Source organism: Streptomyces zinciresistens K42 (genome assembly GCF_000225525.1).
Taxonomy (GTDB): domain Bacteria; phylum Actinomycetota; class Actinomycetes; order Streptomycetales; family Streptomycetaceae; genus Streptomyces; species Streptomyces zinciresistens.
The window spans coordinates 58,437-73,751 of the sequence record NZ_AGBF01000001.1 but is presented as its reverse complement, the minus strand read 5'-3'; the positions used below and the strand labels follow the sequence as shown (position 1 = coordinate 73,751).

Here is a 15,315-nt window from a genome sequence, read left to right as displayed (position 1 = left end):
GGAGCATGCTGGCAGCGGGAGTCGCCCTGGGGACCGGCTTCTTCACCGCCCCGGTGTCGGCAGTGGCAGCTCCGGCGCCGCGGCTGTCCGCCGCCGACGTCGCCGCGGCCCGCCGACTGTTCACCGCCAGCGCCTATACGCGGCTTGACGAGACGCTGCCCTCGCTCCTGGCCGCCGCCGAGCCCAGCATCGAGCAGAGCACAGCCGGTGCCGTCCGGGCGGCCGATGTGTGGGTGCTTGCCTCCCAGCTCGCCGTCAAGCAGGGCCGTACCGCGGCCGCCGGTGTCTATGCGAAACAAGCCGGCGCGGCCGCCCGCCGCTCCGGCAACCCGGTGGTGCTCGCCGCCGCCGCCCGTGCGGCTGCGACCCCGCTGCGCCGCACCGGCCGCACCGACGAAGCCTTGCTCCTGCTTCACGAGGCGCACACCCACCTGACGTCCGCCCTCCGTCCCACAGTCGTCGAGCTGGAGGCGGCAGGCATGACGGCGCTCACCGCCGCCTATACCGCCGCCCAGGCTCAGCGGGCTGCCGCCGCCTGCGACTTCGCTGCCCAGGCCGAGCAGATCGCCCACCGTCTCGACCGCCGCCCGCACACCGACGGCCGCCTCCGGGAGCTGACCGCTGGCCAGTGCACCCTGTACCGCATTGGGATCCACCGCCACCTCGGCGACCTCGACACCGCTCTGGCCCACAGCCGCCTACTGCGCCCCGACCGTCTGCCCACCGCCGAGCGCCGCGCCCGCGCTGCCACCGACACCGCCCGCGCCCTGCTCGACGCCGGCGACACGGCGGGCGCCTTCGCTCAACTGCGCCTCGTCGAACTTGCCGCTCCGCTGGAGGCCCGCCGGCCCTCGGTGCGCGCGCTGACCGGCCGGGTCGCCGAGCTGCGCCCCGATTTGCCGGGCCTGCGCGATTACGCGCAGCGCACGATGGCGTCCCCCATCTGACCCCGTACCTCCCGACACGCATTCCTTGGCCGGGCATCTGCCGCTGGGTACTTGGCGGATTCTGGGCGGAAGAGAGCACATGCTCGGGCCGGCGGATACCGCTTCGCCACCTCCATCGCCGGCAGCCGGCGCGGTGCTTTTCGCGGGTCGTACTCCTCGCCGCGGCCTCGCGGCCGCCTCTACAGCCAAGCCGCCTTGCTTCGTCCAGCTCGTCGTTCGGGCTGCGGCAGCAGTCCCGGGGCCGCGGCGACAAGTGCGATCAGCAGCCAGACCCCGATTCCCATCGTCACGGTTGCGGCCACCGGCAACTGCCCCGTGAGTACAACCAGCACCGCCGCGTTGGCCATGCCCGCCGTGACGCCGGCTTCCACCTGCGCCCGCTGGCCGGCGATCAGCCTGGAGATCAGCCTGCCGATCAGCGTGCACCCGCCGAGCAGCACCGGGCCCGCGACCACCATGACGGTCAGCGCGACCCACCACGGCGCCGGCGACCAGAACGCCAGGTACAGGCCCAGCACGCCGTCTGCCGCCAGAGCCATCAGCACGGTTCCGCCCGAGGCGGCCTCCTCCTCGGCATGCGGCCCGCACAGCGCCCACAGAGTCACGCCCACTACCGCGGCCAGAGCCGCCGCCACCCACCCGGGCATCCCGGTGAACAGCGACAACTGCCCCCACAGCCCGGCCGCTCCCGAAAGCGCCGACCACCCTCCGCCCATCCCGCGCGCAGGCCCGGCAGGCCGCAGTGGTGCGGCGGCTGAAGAGGCTGGACCCGGCGAGGGGGCAGCAGGCCGGGGCAAGGGGACGGCGGGTGGTGCCGCGGCGCTCCCGCGGCGTGGCACCGTCTGCGTCACCATCTCCCACATGGCGGTCTCCGTCACCGCCGCGACCTGAGGAACCGGCTCCAGGGCCGCGGCCAGGCGATGCTCGACGGTCACCGCATCCGGACGCCGGGCAGGATCTACGCGCAGCAGGTCCAGCACCAGCTCCTCGAGCGCGGACGGCACCCCCGGCCGCACTCGCCGCAACGGCACAGGCTCCGAACCCTCGGCCCGCACCCTGCCCCGCCCGAACGGCGGCTGCCCGGCGAGCAGTTCATACAGCAGGCACCCCAGTGCATACAGGTCGCACCGGCCATCGATCGCACCAGCCCGCAGCTGCTCGGGCGCCATGTACGCGGGCGTGCCCATCACCGTGACCGTCTGCATGCCAGCGTCGAGCCGGGCAATCCCGAAGTCGACAAGCACGACCGTGCCCTCGGGCGACAGCATCACGTTGGCCGGTTTCACGTCCCGGTGCACGACCCCGGCAGCATGGGCGTCGCGCAGTCCTCGGCACAGCTGCAGTCCCCACCCCACCACGTCCTCCACCGCAGGCAGGCCGCCGGCCAGCACGGTGCTCAGCGGCACGCCCGGGAGCAGGTCCAGTACCAGGAAACCGATCCGGTGTCCGCCGACGAGGTCCTCGCCGACATCGTGCACGGCTACTACGTGCGCGCTGCGCAGCCGCCCCATCGCCCGAGCCTCGCGCTCGAAGCGGAGCCGCTGGGCCGCGGGTGCCGCGGACAGAGCAACGACCTTGACGGCGACCTCGCGCTCCAGCCGCTCGTCGACGGCCCGGTACACCGTGCCCATCCCACCAGCGCCGAGAACCTCGCGCAGCACATACCGGCCGGCGAGCCGCTCGCCCTGGAACATCACACTCAACCTTCCCGGCGACAGGGGCCCCGCGGCCTGGCCGGCGCGGCGACGCAAGCTGCCGTGGGTGTGCTTGCACCGTGGCGGCAACTCCCGGTCTGCCACCGCGGCGCCCCTCTTCCCGGGCACCGACACAAGGCCGGACTGTCTCCGCCGCGCTAGTGTTCCATATCGCCCAAACCGCCCTATCTCGCGCGACCGTTCACCACGGGCAGCCGTAGCTGGCACAGATTCCGGCAGCCACCGGATAGTTGCCTGGAGCTGGGACGATTCTCCCGGCGGCCCACGGATGCGCGGGCGTGACCATATGCGCGGCGTGTGGAGGCTGTGGGCCGCGGACTCGGTTGAGCCGGAGCCGGTCGGGCGTTGAGGGACGGGGCCTGTGGGGCGACCCCGTCGCGAGCGGTGGGGCTCGGAGCGGGCCGGTGTGGGCTCAGGTCCGCCAGGTGGCGGTGGCGGCGGTGGCGGCGAAGCCCGGGCCGACACCGAGGAGCAGGCCGCGGGCGCCGTCGGCAGGAGGGTCGTCGTGGGTGCGGGAGAGCACGGACAGGACGCCTACGCCGCCGAGGTTGCCGTCCTCGCGCATCGTGGACCAGGTGTGGCGGGTCACCTTGGCCTTGTCCTCCAGGCCTGGCTCCTGATCGATGCCGAGGCCTCGCTCGGCGTCTTCGATGATCCTCGGGCCTCCTGGGTGCAGCACGGTGAACTCGACCTGTTCCAACCGCTGTTCGGACAGGTGGCCGTGCAGGGCCGGCATGATGTCGCTGACGGCCTCGGTGGCCGACCGCTCGGAGTCGAAGTGCAGCCCGTGCGCGTCCAAGCGGCCCGAGTAGCGCTGCCGGCTGCCCGGCAGGACGTACTCCCACACGCTGTCGATGCGCAGGCCCGGCCCCAGGGGCTCGCTCGTGACCAGGCACGCGCCGCCGGAGTCGCCGAAGAGCGTTTTGTAGATCATGGACTCGGTGCTGGTGTCCTGATGGGAGTAGACGGTGCTCAGCATCTCGGCGACGACGACGAGGACCGTGTTCCCGGGGTGGGCCGCGACGTGTTCGGCGGCACGGGCCAGGGCGTGGGCGCCGCCGACGCAGCCCAGCGTGCTCATCGGGATCCGGCGCACGTCGGGGCGCAGTCCCAGCTCTTCGATGAGATGGACGTCCAGCCCCGGCACCGTCCAGGAGGTGGTGTGCGAGGTGACCACGCAGTCGACGTCAGCCGCAGTGAGACGGGCGGCCTGCAGAGACTGGCGGGCTGCCTGAACGGCGAGGCCGGCCGCGTCGGTGAACGCGATCTCGTTGCGTTCGGCGATGGGGGCGTTGCCCGAGATCGCCCGGTGGGCGAGGGGACGGGTGAAGCGGCGGGTGGCGACCTGAGTGCGGCGGGCGTAGCGCAGCATGACGCCGAGACGGGGGAGGGTCGGATGGGCGCGCTGGATGTCTTCGCAGATCTCGTCGGTGGTGACCTGATGCGGCGGCAGCGCGATGGTCGGACGGCTGACGTACGCGGGTGGCATGAAAGCTCCGGGAAGGATAAGGGGGCGGGCGCAGGTCAGGTGCGCGAGCCGAAATCGGTGAGCAGGGTGTGACGCTCGGGAATGGAGGTCGGGACGCATCCCGGAGCCAGACGTACCGCCGTGCTGAGCATGTCGACGAGCGGGAACGGGGCCGTCGCCTGGTCGAGGTGGCGGTACTCCGTGATGGCGAGCACGGCCAGCCGCTCGGTCAGGCCCAGGTCCGCCCGCCGGTGCTCGCGCAGAAGCACCTGGGCGGTCTCCTGTACCGGGAGTCCCCTGGCATGCAGCGAGTGGATGCGGTCGCGCACCTCACCGACGAACTCCATGTAGCTGCGGACTTCGGCCGGGCCGATGAGGGGACCGTGCCCGGGGACAACGACCTGCGGGGCGAGGTCGAGGATCTGCTGGCAGGCGTCCAGAACACCGCCGAGCGGACCCGCCCAGTGGACCGGAACGTCCCCGACGAAGACCACATCGCCGGCGCACACCACGCCGCTGTCCGGGATGTGCACGATCAGGTCGCCGACCGTGTGCGCGGGCCCGACCTCGATCAGTTCGACGGACGTGGAACCGACCTGGAGAGTGAGCCTTTCGCTGAAGGTGCGGGTGGGCGGGGTCAGGCGCAGCCCGCGGTAGTCGTAGCGTCCGAAGTGGGCCAGCAGGTAACGCTGGAACGGATCGTCCGCCTGGCACCGGTCCAGCAGCGTCTGCATCTGCTCGGGCGCCGGCTCGGCGCACAGGTGCTCGAGGTTGGCGGCGGTCGAGACGATTTCCGCGTCGGGGAACAGACTGTTGCCGTAGCTGTGGTCGCCGTTGGCGTGCGTGTTGACGACCGTCGATATCGCAGCAGACGGCGGCAGCACGCGATGTGCTGCCGCCGTCAGGGTTCTCGTCAGTTCTGCCGTATAGGGCGTGTCCACAAGCAGCGCCCCCTCGTCGGAGGCAACGAGAACACAGTTCGCCATTCCCCACGTTCCGGGGAATTCAGGGAGCCACGCGGAGACACAAGGATCGATCTCGGCAAGGGCAGTTGGGATATGCATGTGCGCATTGTGATCAGTGCGGGTCCGCGAATCGCTGCGTTGTGAAGAAGAGCACACGCCACCGGGGACGGTCTAGCCGGTGTGACCTATTTCGCCTGTTATTGAGGCATTCGCTCTTTCGTCGTCAGGATGGAAGATCACGATGATCGCCCTCGCGTGCGGGGAGGCGTACGGCGCCGAGGCGACCATCTTCGCGATGCCCGGCCCGTACAAGGGGTGGTTCAGCCGGCGCACCACGCCGTCAGGCGCTATCGACGGGCTGCCCGGCGCGGTGTAGATCGGGCCCGCAACGGGGTCGGCCCGCACGTCGGCGTCGATGGCGCGCAGGTCCTCGCTGTGAGCGTTCTCGGCAAGCGCGGCCTGCAACTGGGACGACAGTGACGGAGCCCAGCTGGTCTCCCAGTCCATCAGCGTGGTGCGCGCCTCCTCGGTCAGGAGCATCCAACGGGCCGTGTTCTGCGGCGCCTTGCCGCCCACGAACATGGCCGCGAAGGCGGGGTTGTGCGCGATCACATTCCAGGCGAGGTCCGTGACGTACATCATGTGGCGTTGCCCGTCGCACGCCTCCTGCCACAGTTCGGCCGCTCGCACGCCGGCCTCCGGATAGAGAGGGTGGGCGGGCCGGTGCCCGCGGGTGTGCAGCCACAGCAGGTGGTACTCGTCCGGCGTGAGCTTCAGCAGCCGGCCGACTGCGACGAGATACTCCTCCGGAGGGTTGGGCCAGCGGCCGCTCTCGAGCCGGTTGTACGTCCGGTCCGCACGGTTGAGCAGGATGTCCATGTGGGCTTGCGTGAGCCCTTCGGCCTTGGGGCCCGGACGGCCCTTGGCTCGCTTGGGAAGCCCCACCGATTCCGGAGTTATCAAGCGCCGCTTCGGCGCCAGCAGCAGTCCCAGAGGATGTTCACGCTTCCTCGTCTTCTTCGCCACATGTCCTCCCTGAGGATGCCGGCAACGCGCCCGGGTCTGCGAGGGACATGAATTTGTGCAAAAAAAATGCCGTAGATCAGCCCTTGCCGGTCCGCAAAGATCGGTAGAGCGGCAAGGGCCCTCCTTCCGCGAACGGGGCAGGGGGTACGACGTCCTCATGGACGCACGGATGGAGAGCGAAGAGCGCGGCAGATCGGTCGCCCGCAACGGCTGGACGCCATGTGCCATCGCCAGACTCCCTTCTCTCCGGACCGGATCGGCATGCCTGTACTCCGCAGGGGGCTGCAGACGGGCCGCCACCGGGGTCCCTCTCCCGGGGCGTATCCGGTGACCTGCAGCAAGACCCGCTACGCGCCAGTAACCATACAAGTGGCTGGCTGGCAGCATCACGTTCATTAGTTCGAGATCTGCCGAGTGATCGGCCCAGGGGCGGGCCGACAGACCAACTCGGGCACGGGGAAGTGGGACGATATGAGCCGTTCGGTACTTATCACCGGTGGCAACCGCGGCATCGGGCTGGCCATAGCCCGCCGATTCGCCGAGCAGAACGACCGGGTGGCCATCACCCACCGCACCGGTGAGGCACCCGACGGCGTTCTCGCCGTGCAGTGTGATGTGACCGACACCGCACAGGTCGACCGGGCCTTCAAGGAGGTCGAAGAGGCGCACGGCCCCGTCGAGGTACTCGTCGCCAACGCCGGCATCACCCGGGACGGGCTCCTGATGCGCATGGACGACGCCGACCTCACCTCGGTCGTCGACACGAATCTGCTGGGACCGGCCCGCGCCGCGCGGCGCGCCCTGAAGGGCATGCTGCGCAACAAGGGCGGCCGCATCATCCTCATCGCCTCCGCCGTCGCCCTGCGCGGCGAGGCAGGGCAGAGCAACTACGCCGCCTCCAAGGCCGGACTGATCGGCCTCGCCCGGTCCCTTGCCCGCGAGTACGGCTCGCGGGGCATCACCGTCAACGTCGTCGCCCCGGGCCTCACCGACACCGACATGGTGCGCCAGCTCGACGAGGGCAAGCGTGCCGCCCTTGTCGAGCAGATCCCGCTGGGCCGCATGGCCGCGCCCGAAGAGATCGCCGCCACCGTCGCCTTCCTGGCCTCGCCCGGCGCCTCCTACATCACCGGTGCCGTCATCCCCGTCGACGGTGGTGCGGGCATGGGGCACTGACCCGCGCCCGGCTCACTCCTGGACGCCGCACCCGAAGGACCCGATCACTTCCCACTTCCTGTCAGGGCCGGCCCGCCGACGGGCCCGCAACGAGGAGAGCACATGCCGACCCTTGGCTCGTTGCCCACACAGCACCCCGACCTCGAACTCACGTTCGTTTGGCCGCGGAACACCGTGCCCCACCACGGCGAGCGCATCACCGGGCTGACCATCCTGCGCCTGGACGAACTGCTGGAAAACGGGGCGCCCCGCCGCCTGGACGCGGGCGCCTTGATCTTCGTGGCCGGCGCGATGCCGTTCCGGATCCGGGGCCGCATCGCGGTCGCGATCGAAGAGGTGCTCCGGCAGATGTCCCTCGACGGATGTGTCGGGCTCGTCGTCACCGTGGCCGAAGGCGTGTCCCAGCCCTTCCCTCAGTCCCTGCGCGACATGTCGGACCTGCTCGAGATCCCGCTGCTGATGACTACCGCCTCCGCGGACCGCTGGGCGGACGTGCACACCTCGATCCAGCAGGCGCGCCTCGCCATCGCCGAGCGGCGGGCCAGCCAACTCAACGCCCTGGTGCAGCAGTTGCCTGCGCAACTTGCCGATCCGAAGGCCATGCAGCGCATCGCGTCGTGGCTCGCACGTGCCCTCGACGTCCAGGTCCTCGTCAGCGAGCCGGACCGAGTCCTGGCTGCCTCGCCCCCCACCGCGGCCGAGCATCTCGCCCAGGCGATCATCCGTCAGTCCGTCGAAGGTGGCGCCCCCGAAAGCCCCTCGGCCCCGCACACCCAGCTCATCTCACTGGCCCCGACCTCGGGCGCGGACACCGTCCTCGCCGTCGCACGCCGCACCCCGTTCGACGAGGCCGAGATACGCCTGCTGCGGCACGCCGCCAAGCTCCTCGGGCTCGTCGACCAGGCCCGCCGCGAGTACCACGTGGCGGCCGACGCCTCTCGTGCCGTCCGTACCGCCGCCGTCCAGCTGCTCCTGGACGGCGAGGTCGACAAGGCACGCCGGGTCATGGAGCAAATGGCACCAGGCCTGCTCGACACCGAGACCGCCCGTCTGTTCGTCGTCACGACCGAACCTGCCCACCGGGACACCGCTGTGCGCCTGTGCGAGACCGCCACCGCCGGCCGCGCCCTGGCCGTCGCAGACCCGCGCGAGCGCAACCGAGTCGTCGTCATCCAGCCCGTCCGTGAAAGCGAGCCCGACGAGAACGTGCCGGGGGAACTCATCCGCCTGGTCTCCGCACCCGGACCGGTCTCCTCACTGGGCGGCAGCGGCGTCTACTCCATGTCCCTGCTCGGCGAGGCCCTCAACGAGGCAGGAACCGCCCAGCGGTTCGCCCTCCACCAGCCCGACTCCGTAGCCCTGTCCGTACAGCACACCGACCTGGTCAGCCTGCTGTGCCAGCACGACGCACAGCGCTGGGCCCGTCAACTTCTGCACCCCCTGATGGAGTCCGACGTCCAGTGGGAGCAGATGCGCGAGACTCTGCCCACCGCTCTGGCCTACCCCTACACCGTCGCAGCCCGGCGCCTGGACCTGCACCGCAACACCGTCACCCGCCGGGTCGCCCGGGCCGCGCAGCTGCTCGACATGGACTTCACCACCATCGGGGACCGGATCGCGGTCGGCCTGGCGCTCGAGCTCGTCACCCACCGGGAACCTCCCGAGACAGCCCTGCGCGGCGGCCAAGTCCCCACACTGCACCAGTTGCTCGCCGCGCCCCAGATCCGGGCCTGGGCCGAGACGCTGCTGAGCGCCGCCCGCGAAGACCGCCGCAACCTGCTCGCCACAGCCGCGGCCTGGCTCACCTTCGACGCTCACCTGGAACCGACTGCGCGCGCCCTGGGCCTGTCCGAGGTCACCGTCCGCACTCACCTCAGGGCTCTGGAAACGCACATGGCCCGCGACCTGTCATCACTGAACGGCATGCGTGACCTGCAGTTCGCCCTGAACATCGTGACGGGCGAGCCCAACATCCGCGACATCGGACGGCAGCTGTGCGCGGCCGCCTGACGAGGTCGCTCCCGGCCGCCTCGGCCCGGCCATGACGGCTCTCTCCATGAAGGCCCCGCAGCGCGGGCCCAGCGCAGAGCGGTGCACGCCGCCGGCCTTCGCGACGGTGAGCAGATCCCGCCGCGGTGTGCAATACCGCACCGTCCTCCGTCCCTGCTCCAGCAAGAGCCGCAGTAATACTTCGAGGCCGGCAGGTGCCTCGGTGCACGCGGTTGGTGCTGCCGCGCTTCACGGCCACCCCGGCCGAAGGCCCCACGCATCGCCTACCCGGCCCCGGCCATCGGGGCGAGGCGGAACAGGACAGATCCCGCCCGGAGAAATGTCCTGGTGCCCTGGCGACGCTCTCCGGCGATCCTCCACGCAGCGCCGCTCGCTGCCGCCGTGCAGCGTCAACTTCCGTGCTGTGTACCGCAGTAGCCGCCCCGTACGCCCCGAGGTGCCAAAGTCCGAATCGTCAATTAATGCATCTAATAAAGGGGTTGGGACTCTTTGGTGCTCTCTGCATGTCAAGAGCCCCTTCTCGCCACTGGTGCGACCGGTGTGCATGCCCGATAGGGGATCGCTATGGAATGTGCACCTCAAGGCCGTGATCGCCCGATGTGGTGCACAACCTATAGGACATGCCGGTCAGTTTGTGCATGTGCGTAATGGTGGTGCATTCGGCATATGCATAACGTTGCCCGTGCAAGCCCAGCCAGACCCAGCTTCCGGGGTAGGGCACGGCAGTAGCCGGGCACGACGGCGCATACCAGGCCGGACGCTCTCGCACAGGGGAGCGCTGCCGGGTGGCGGATTCGGAAGACGGGGAAGGCAGAACGCCTGCGGCGAGCAGGCGCGGTGCGAACGGGGCAACAGCCGTCGCGACCACCAGGAGGCGGGCGCCGGGGGAGTGGGTGGAGCCACCCCGCCGGACACCCGCACTCGCCAGTGCACTACCAGGCCCGAGCACCGGGCCTGTGCAAAACGACTCTTCGGCAGAGTCACCACCAGCAGATCTGAGGAACCACTGGGGTCTTTCGCCGACGTGTTAGCGCACGTCAGCGGAGCTCAGGATAGACCAGCACGGCCCGCTGCAACAGCGCGTCCACTGGCTTTCGTCCTGGCATCAAGGCCCCCTGAGTCATCGGGGCGAACAGCATGATCACCAGGTATCTGACGAACCGGCCGACACCGCGCACCGCGGTGACGGCTCCCCGCGGCCGCCTCTCCCAGACGGAGTCGGACCGCATCCAGGACCTCGGCGCAGCCGGGCCCGGCGCTTAGCACCCGCCGACGCCCGACGGCGCGTCCGAGCCAGCCACGGATTACCAGATCCGCGGCCGGCCCCCGCCCGGGGAAGAAGGATCCACTTCCCCCGAGCGAAGTGGCGCGCGGCAGGAGCTAGGCGGCCTCCCAGCAGCTGCTCCTGCCGCGCCGCACATACCTCGACGCTCGCCGCTCGGCGCCCGTTACCTTCGCGCCTCCTTGGCCGCGCGCATCACGCTCCGCCCCGGCGGCTTCATCCCCGTCGCCGCGGCCCCCGCGAGTGCCCGATGCCGCCCACGGCTCCCGCAGTCCCGCCGCGCCGGACACCCATACCTGCTCTGGGCACATCCGCCGCCGGCACCGACCTGCCCAATTCCTTGACGTAAGGACTTCCATGCGACTCCGCGCTCCCGCACGTCTGACCGCCTCCGCCGCCCTCGCCCTCGCCGTGACCGGAGGGCTCGCCGTCACCGCCGCCCCCGCCGCCCACGCCGTCGGCGAGCACTCCAAGTGCACCGTGAACTGGTCCCACGGCGAAACCGGCACGATCTCGAAGAACGGCTGGAACCTGCGCACCGGCCCGTCCACCGGCTACGCCAGCCGGGGCCTCCTCTACCGCGGGGACACCGTCAAGCTGCTGTGCAGCCGAGGCAACTGGGACTACACCGAGCTCTCCAAGCGGTCGAAGTCCGGGCTCTCCAAGGGCACCCGCGGATGGGTGCGCAGCGACGGCCTCTACCAGCTGGGCGGCTGACCCGCGACCGCTGTCCGCCCTGTCACCGGCCTGGCCCCCGCGCGGCCCGGCGTCCTCTCCCGATCCGAAGGAAACATCCGCATGCCCGCGTTCAAGCGCACCGCTGTCACCCTGCTCGCCGCCGGCGCCGTCGTCGGCACCACGCTCGCCACCGCCACCACGGCCTCGGCGGCGGCGAGCTACCACTGCAAGACCAGCAGCAGCCCCACGTTCGACGACCCGTCGTACAACGGCCCCGACTCCGACAACTGGTCGTTCGACGTCAAGCTGTGCGCCAAGCGATCCGGCGGCTACATCTACACCACGGCCACCGTCTACTGGGACGGCCCCTACTCCTCCGGCACGAACAACCACTTCACCTTCAACAAGGCCAGGTTCCACCTCCAGACCAAGAAGAGCGTCCGCGGCACCGACCCGGTCGTGGCGTACGCCAACTACACCGGTCTCGAGCGCGCGCTCGAGAACAGCAGCGCCACGGGCAACGGCTCGTACCAGACGGGGACGATCAAGACCAAGGCCACCGCCGCCAGCTACCTCGCCGACGGCTACATCCAGCTCGACTGGTCGGGCGACGGCAAGGACTACAAGGCCCCGATCCACTTCACCGCCTCCCCGACCGTGTAACCGGCCGCCCCCATGGGCCGGAGCGCCTTGTTCGCCCCCGGCCGGCACCTGAAGCAGCCCCGTTCCCTGGCCTTCACCAGCGGCAACTTCCCGCTCACACCTGCACGGAGGAATGCACCGTCATGCCCAGCTCCAAGCGGACCATGGCAGCCACGCTGATCACCGCGGCCGTCATATCCGGCACGACGCTCGCCACCGCCACCACGGCATCCGCCGCGGACTACCGCTGCAAGACGAGCAGCGCCTCGGTCGACAATCCGGCCTATTCCGGACCGTGGGCCGACAACTACAACTTCGACGTCAAGCTCTGCGCCAAGCGCGCCGGCGGCTACATCTACGCCTACGCCAAGGTGAACTTCGAAGGGCCCGTCTCCTACGTCAACCAGACCGACGTACTCGACGCCGCTCGCTTTCACCTCCAGATCAAGAAGTCCGTCTCCGGACCCGACCCGGTCGTGAAGTGGGCGAACTACACCGGTCTCGAGTACAAGCTCGAGCACGGCAACACCGCCGGCAACGGCAGCTACACCACCGGGACGATCAAGTACAAGGCCGGCTCGGGCCGGTACCTGGCCGACGGCTTCATCCAGCTGGACTGGAACAACGACGGCAAGGGCTACCGCAACACCTACTTCAGCGCCTCCCCGACGGTGTAACCGCACAGAACAGCCCGGCCGAACGGGACTGCTCCCGACGGTCCGGCATCAGGCGCAGCCCGGCCCCTCGCTCCCATCCCCCTGGGGCGACACCCCGTGCCCTTCCGGCACCGGCACGGGCCGGCTGCCCGCGGGGGCGTCGTCCGCCCACGGCGACGCCCCCGCCCGCCCCACCCTCCCGTCCGGCGCCCGAACCAGCTGACGCCGGCCGCCCCACCAGGAACGTCTCGCCCCAGCCCTGCCCCGGAGCGTCTGTGTCAGCCACCACCCTGCCCATCACCACCACCAAGGACCCCGAACCGTCCGGACCGCGGCACTGGCCGCCAGCGATCTGGGCGCTGCTCGTCATCACCTTGGTCGCGCGCGGCTTCGGCTTCGCGTATCCCTTCCTCAGCTACCACCTCAAGGACCTGGGCTACAGCACCCAGGCCGTCGGCCAGGCCCTCGCGGTCTTCGGCATCGGCTGGCTCGTCGGCCAGCTGCTCACCGGCTGGGCCGCCGACCGGCTCGGCCGGCGCCGCACCCTCGTGGCGGCCATGCTCACGGCCGCCGTCTGCCTGCCCGTGATGGCCCAGGCGCATGCGTTCGCCGCCGTGTGCGCCGGAGCCCTGATCGCCGGCATTGTGTACGACTCGCCGAGGCCGGTCGTCTCCGCCGCCATCGCGGACCTCATCACCGACGACGGGCAGCGCGCCGCGGTCAACGGTTGGCGCCACGGGGCGGTGAACATCGGCGCGGCGATCACGGGCGCAGCCGGGGGCCTCCTGGCCGGGCAGCTCGGCTTCCCGGCGCTGTTCTGGTTCAACGCAGCCGCATGCGCTGCCTGCGCATTGCTCGCCCGCCACTACCTCGACGACGACAGCCCAACCGCCGCTGTCCCCGGCACCTCCGCCGATCGGAGTCCGCTGCAGTCGGCCGTCCGTGACACACGCCTGTGGCTGTTGTGGCTGGCCAGCGTGGCCGCCCTGACCTGCGCCGCAGGTATGTTCACCGCGCTGCCGCTGCTGATGGAGGACGACGGGCTCTCCGCCGACGCCTACGGATGGACACAGGTCGCCAACGCCGCTGCCGTCGTCGTGCTCACCCCACTGCTCAACCCGTGGCTGCGCCGCCGCTGCGACGGACCCCAGCCGACCACCGGCCTGCTCGCCGTCAGCTCCCTCCTGCTGGGCGCCGGCATGGGCGGCGCAGGCCTCGCCGACACCACCGCGGGCTACAGCATCGCCGTGGCGGCCGCTGTCCCCGGCGAGATCGTCTTCTTCATCGCCGCCAACGACATCGTCACCAAGATCTCACCCCCCGAGGCCCGCGGCCTGTACGCCGGCATCTGGGGCTCCACGCTCGCCGTCGCCGTGATCATCGCCCCCGTCCTCGCAGCGGCCTCCCTCACCTCGGGCGGCGACAGCCTCGCCGCCCTGACCACCCTCGCCGCCGGAGCGCTCGGAGCCGCCATCGGTCTGCCGCTCATCGGCCTCACCCGCCGCCCGGCCCTCGGCACACCCCGCATCCCCGCGCCCGCCGCGTCCTGAACCGCCCGGAGAACCCTCATGACCCTGACCGCCCTGCGCCCCAACGCCCGCACCGTGAAAAGCTCCTGGCACTCCTCGGTGGCCGCCCTTCCCGCCGTGCACCGCGCCGCCACTCCCTTCCACAGCCGAGAATGGGCCGCTGCCTGGCAGACGGTGCGCACCGAACTCGTCCGCGGCCGTCACCACCTCTTCCTCCAGGACGGCACGCGCCAGCACCGCATGTCCTTCTACCAGGTCAGCGACAGCCCGCTGTGGCGCGCCATGGAGGGTGACGCCGGCGTCACCCGCCCCACCTTCGAGGCCGACGTCCTGTACGGACCCTCGATCTACGGCGAATACGGGGGACTGCCCGGCGCGCCCGTGCCCGTGCTCGCCGAAACCGTCGACCGAGGCCGCCACCTCGCCCGGGAACTGGGGACCGAGGCCCTGGTCATCGCGAACATCCCGCCCGCCGAGCGCAGCCTGTGGCGCGAGGCCCGCACCCCCGATGCCGAGGTCGTCCTGTCCTGGGCCCACCGCGCCCGCGTCGGCTCCTCGGTCGAGGAGTTCATCGCGAACTTCCCCTCGTCGAGCGAGGCCGGCCGAAAATTCCGCCGACAGCACCAACGGGGCACCGACGCAGGCCTCACCCTCAAGGTCGCCCGTGGCACCGAGCTCCTGCCGTATCTGCCGCAGTTCACAGCCCAGGCCCGCGCGACCAGCGAACGCCACGGGCCGGCCCTGTACGGCACCGACATGCTCACCCCGCTCACCCGCGTCCCCGGCGCCGTGGGACTGCTCGCCGAGCACGCCGACGGCACCCTCGCGGGCGGCTTCTTCGCCTTCCGTTACGGCTCGGCGCTCTACCTGTGGGCCCCCGCCATCCACCAGGCCCGCGAGAGCGACCTGCACACCTACGGCTGGCTGATGTACGAGAGCGTCCAGTACGCCATCGCCACCGGGGCGAGCGTTCTCGACGCCGGCCGCGGCAACTACGCCTACAAGGCACGCCTCGGGATGCTCCCGGTCGCCCTGACCTCCGCGGTCTACCTCACACGACCCAACCCCCACCTCATCAGCCGCCTCGGCGCCCTGCACACCGGCCTCAACCAGCACGTGCTCCGCGCCTGGAACAAGGCATGACCACCCCGCCGGCGCGCCCTCCCGCACGACTCAGGACGACCACCACCGGTTCTCCGTCTGAACCGTGACCCGGCCCCC

The 15,315-nt window shown here is 70.7% G+C and carries 12 protein-coding genes; 8 read left to right on the top strand and 4 right to left on the bottom strand.

The window, feature by feature from the left end; all coding sequences use genetic code 11:
- The first annotated feature begins 5 nt into the window (after positions 1-5).
- On the top strand, positions 6-947 hold the full coding sequence (locus SZN_RS00395) for a hypothetical protein (protein ID WP_007490450.1): 942 nt from the start codon (positions 6-8) through the stop codon (positions 945-947).
- Between the two features lie 179 nt (positions 948-1,126).
- Here the strand turns inward: SZN_RS00395 and SZN_RS37480 are convergent, their stop codons facing one another.
- The 4 genes from SZN_RS37480 to SZN_RS40785 all read right to left on the bottom strand — a co-directional run bounded on the left by SZN_RS37480 (position 1,127) and on the right by SZN_RS40785 (position 6,121).
- Positions 1,127-2,641 (bottom strand): serine/threonine-protein kinase, encoded by a 1,515-nt coding sequence (locus SZN_RS37480; protein ID WP_007490448.1) that lies wholly within the window; start codon positions 2,639-2,641, stop codon positions 1,127-1,129.
- 433 nt (positions 2,642-3,074) lie between these two features.
- Positions 3,075-4,151, bottom strand: a complete 1,077-nt coding sequence (locus tag SZN_RS00385) for a beta-ketoacyl-[acyl-carrier-protein] synthase family protein (RefSeq protein WP_007490447.1) — start codon at positions 4,149-4,151, stop codon at positions 3,075-3,077.
- Positions 4,152-4,186: 35 nt separating this feature from the next.
- Positions 4,187-5,194, bottom strand: coding sequence for an MBL fold metallo-hydrolase (locus SZN_RS00380; RefSeq protein WP_078508309.1), 1,008 nt, complete (start codon positions 5,192-5,194; stop codon positions 4,187-4,189).
- 72 nt (positions 5,195-5,266) lie between these two features.
- Positions 5,267-6,121: an MmyB family transcriptional regulator gene (locus SZN_RS40785; RefSeq protein ID WP_167546266.1), complete on the bottom strand. Its 855-nt coding sequence runs from the start codon at positions 6,119-6,121 to the stop codon at positions 5,267-5,269.
- Between the two features lie 471 nt (positions 6,122-6,592).
- Between SZN_RS40785 and fabG the strand changes: the two genes are divergently transcribed.
- The 7 genes from fabG (at position 6,593) to SZN_RS00335 (ending at position 15,237) form a co-directional block, all read left to right on the top strand.
- Positions 6,593-7,297 carry a 3-oxoacyl-ACP reductase FabG gene (gene fabG, locus SZN_RS00370; protein WP_007490441.1) on the top strand — a complete coding sequence of 235 codons (705 nt, stop codon included), beginning with the start codon at positions 6,593-6,595 and terminating at the stop codon, positions 7,295-7,297.
- Between the two features lie 102 nt (positions 7,298-7,399).
- A complete protein-coding gene (locus SZN_RS00365) occupies positions 7,400-9,307 on the top strand; it encodes a helix-turn-helix domain-containing protein (protein ID WP_007490440.1) in 1,908 nt (635 codons plus the stop codon).
- Positions 9,308-10,946: 1,639 nt separating this feature from the next.
- Complete coding sequence (locus SZN_RS40780; protein WP_007490438.1) at positions 10,947-11,306, top strand: SH3 domain-containing protein; 360 nt, start codon at positions 10,947-10,949, stop codon at positions 11,304-11,306.
- 81 nt (positions 11,307-11,387) lie between these two features.
- Positions 11,388-11,930 (top strand): hypothetical protein, encoded by a 543-nt coding sequence (locus SZN_RS00350; protein WP_007490437.1) that lies wholly within the window; start codon positions 11,388-11,390, stop codon positions 11,928-11,930.
- A gap of 122 nt (positions 11,931-12,052) precedes the next feature.
- Positions 12,053-12,586 (top strand): hypothetical protein, encoded by a 534-nt coding sequence (locus SZN_RS00345; protein WP_007490436.1) that lies wholly within the window; start codon positions 12,053-12,055, stop codon positions 12,584-12,586.
- Positions 12,587-12,840: 254 nt separating this feature from the next.
- Positions 12,841-14,115, top strand: a complete 1,275-nt coding sequence (locus SZN_RS00340; protein ID WP_007490435.1) for an MFS transporter — start codon at positions 12,841-12,843, stop codon at positions 14,113-14,115.
- A gap of 18 nt (positions 14,116-14,133) precedes the next feature.
- Positions 14,134-15,237, top strand: a complete 1,104-nt coding sequence (locus SZN_RS00335; protein ID WP_007490434.1) for a GNAT family N-acetyltransferase — start codon at positions 14,134-14,136, stop codon at positions 15,235-15,237.
- Positions 15,238-15,315 lie beyond the last annotated feature (78 nt).

Bases quoted from the DNA above. Each gene is read 5' to 3' on its own strand.
- SZN_RS00395 (WP_007490450.1), top strand. From the start codon at position 6: ATGCTGGCAGCGGGAGTCGCCCTGGGGACCGGCTTCTTCACCGCCCCG.
- SZN_RS37480 (WP_007490448.1), bottom strand. From the start codon at position 2,641: ATGTTCCAGGGCGAGCGGCTCGCCGGCCGGTATGTGCTGCGCGAGGTT.
- SZN_RS00385 (WP_007490447.1), bottom strand. From the start codon at position 4,151: ATGCCACCCGCGTACGTCAGCCGTCCGACCATCGCGCTGCCGCCGCAT.
- SZN_RS00380 (WP_078508309.1), bottom strand. From the start codon at position 5,194: ATGCATATCCCAACTGCCCTTGCCGAGATCGATCCTTGTGTCTCCGCG.
- fabG (WP_007490441.1), top strand. From the start codon at position 6,593: ATGAGCCGTTCGGTACTTATCACCGGTGGCAACCGCGGCATCGGGCTG.
- SZN_RS00365 (WP_007490440.1), top strand. From the start codon at position 7,400: ATGCCGACCCTTGGCTCGTTGCCCACACAGCACCCCGACCTCGAACTC.
- SZN_RS40780 (WP_007490438.1), top strand. From the start codon at position 10,947: ATGCGACTCCGCGCTCCCGCACGTCTGACCGCCTCCGCCGCCCTCGCC.
- SZN_RS00350 (WP_007490437.1), top strand. From the start codon at position 11,388: ATGCCCGCGTTCAAGCGCACCGCTGTCACCCTGCTCGCCGCCGGCGCC.
- SZN_RS00345 (WP_007490436.1), top strand. From the start codon at position 12,053: ATGCCCAGCTCCAAGCGGACCATGGCAGCCACGCTGATCACCGCGGCC.
- SZN_RS00335 (WP_007490434.1), top strand. From the start codon at position 14,134: ATGACCCTGACCGCCCTGCGCCCCAACGCCCGCACCGTGAAAAGCTCC.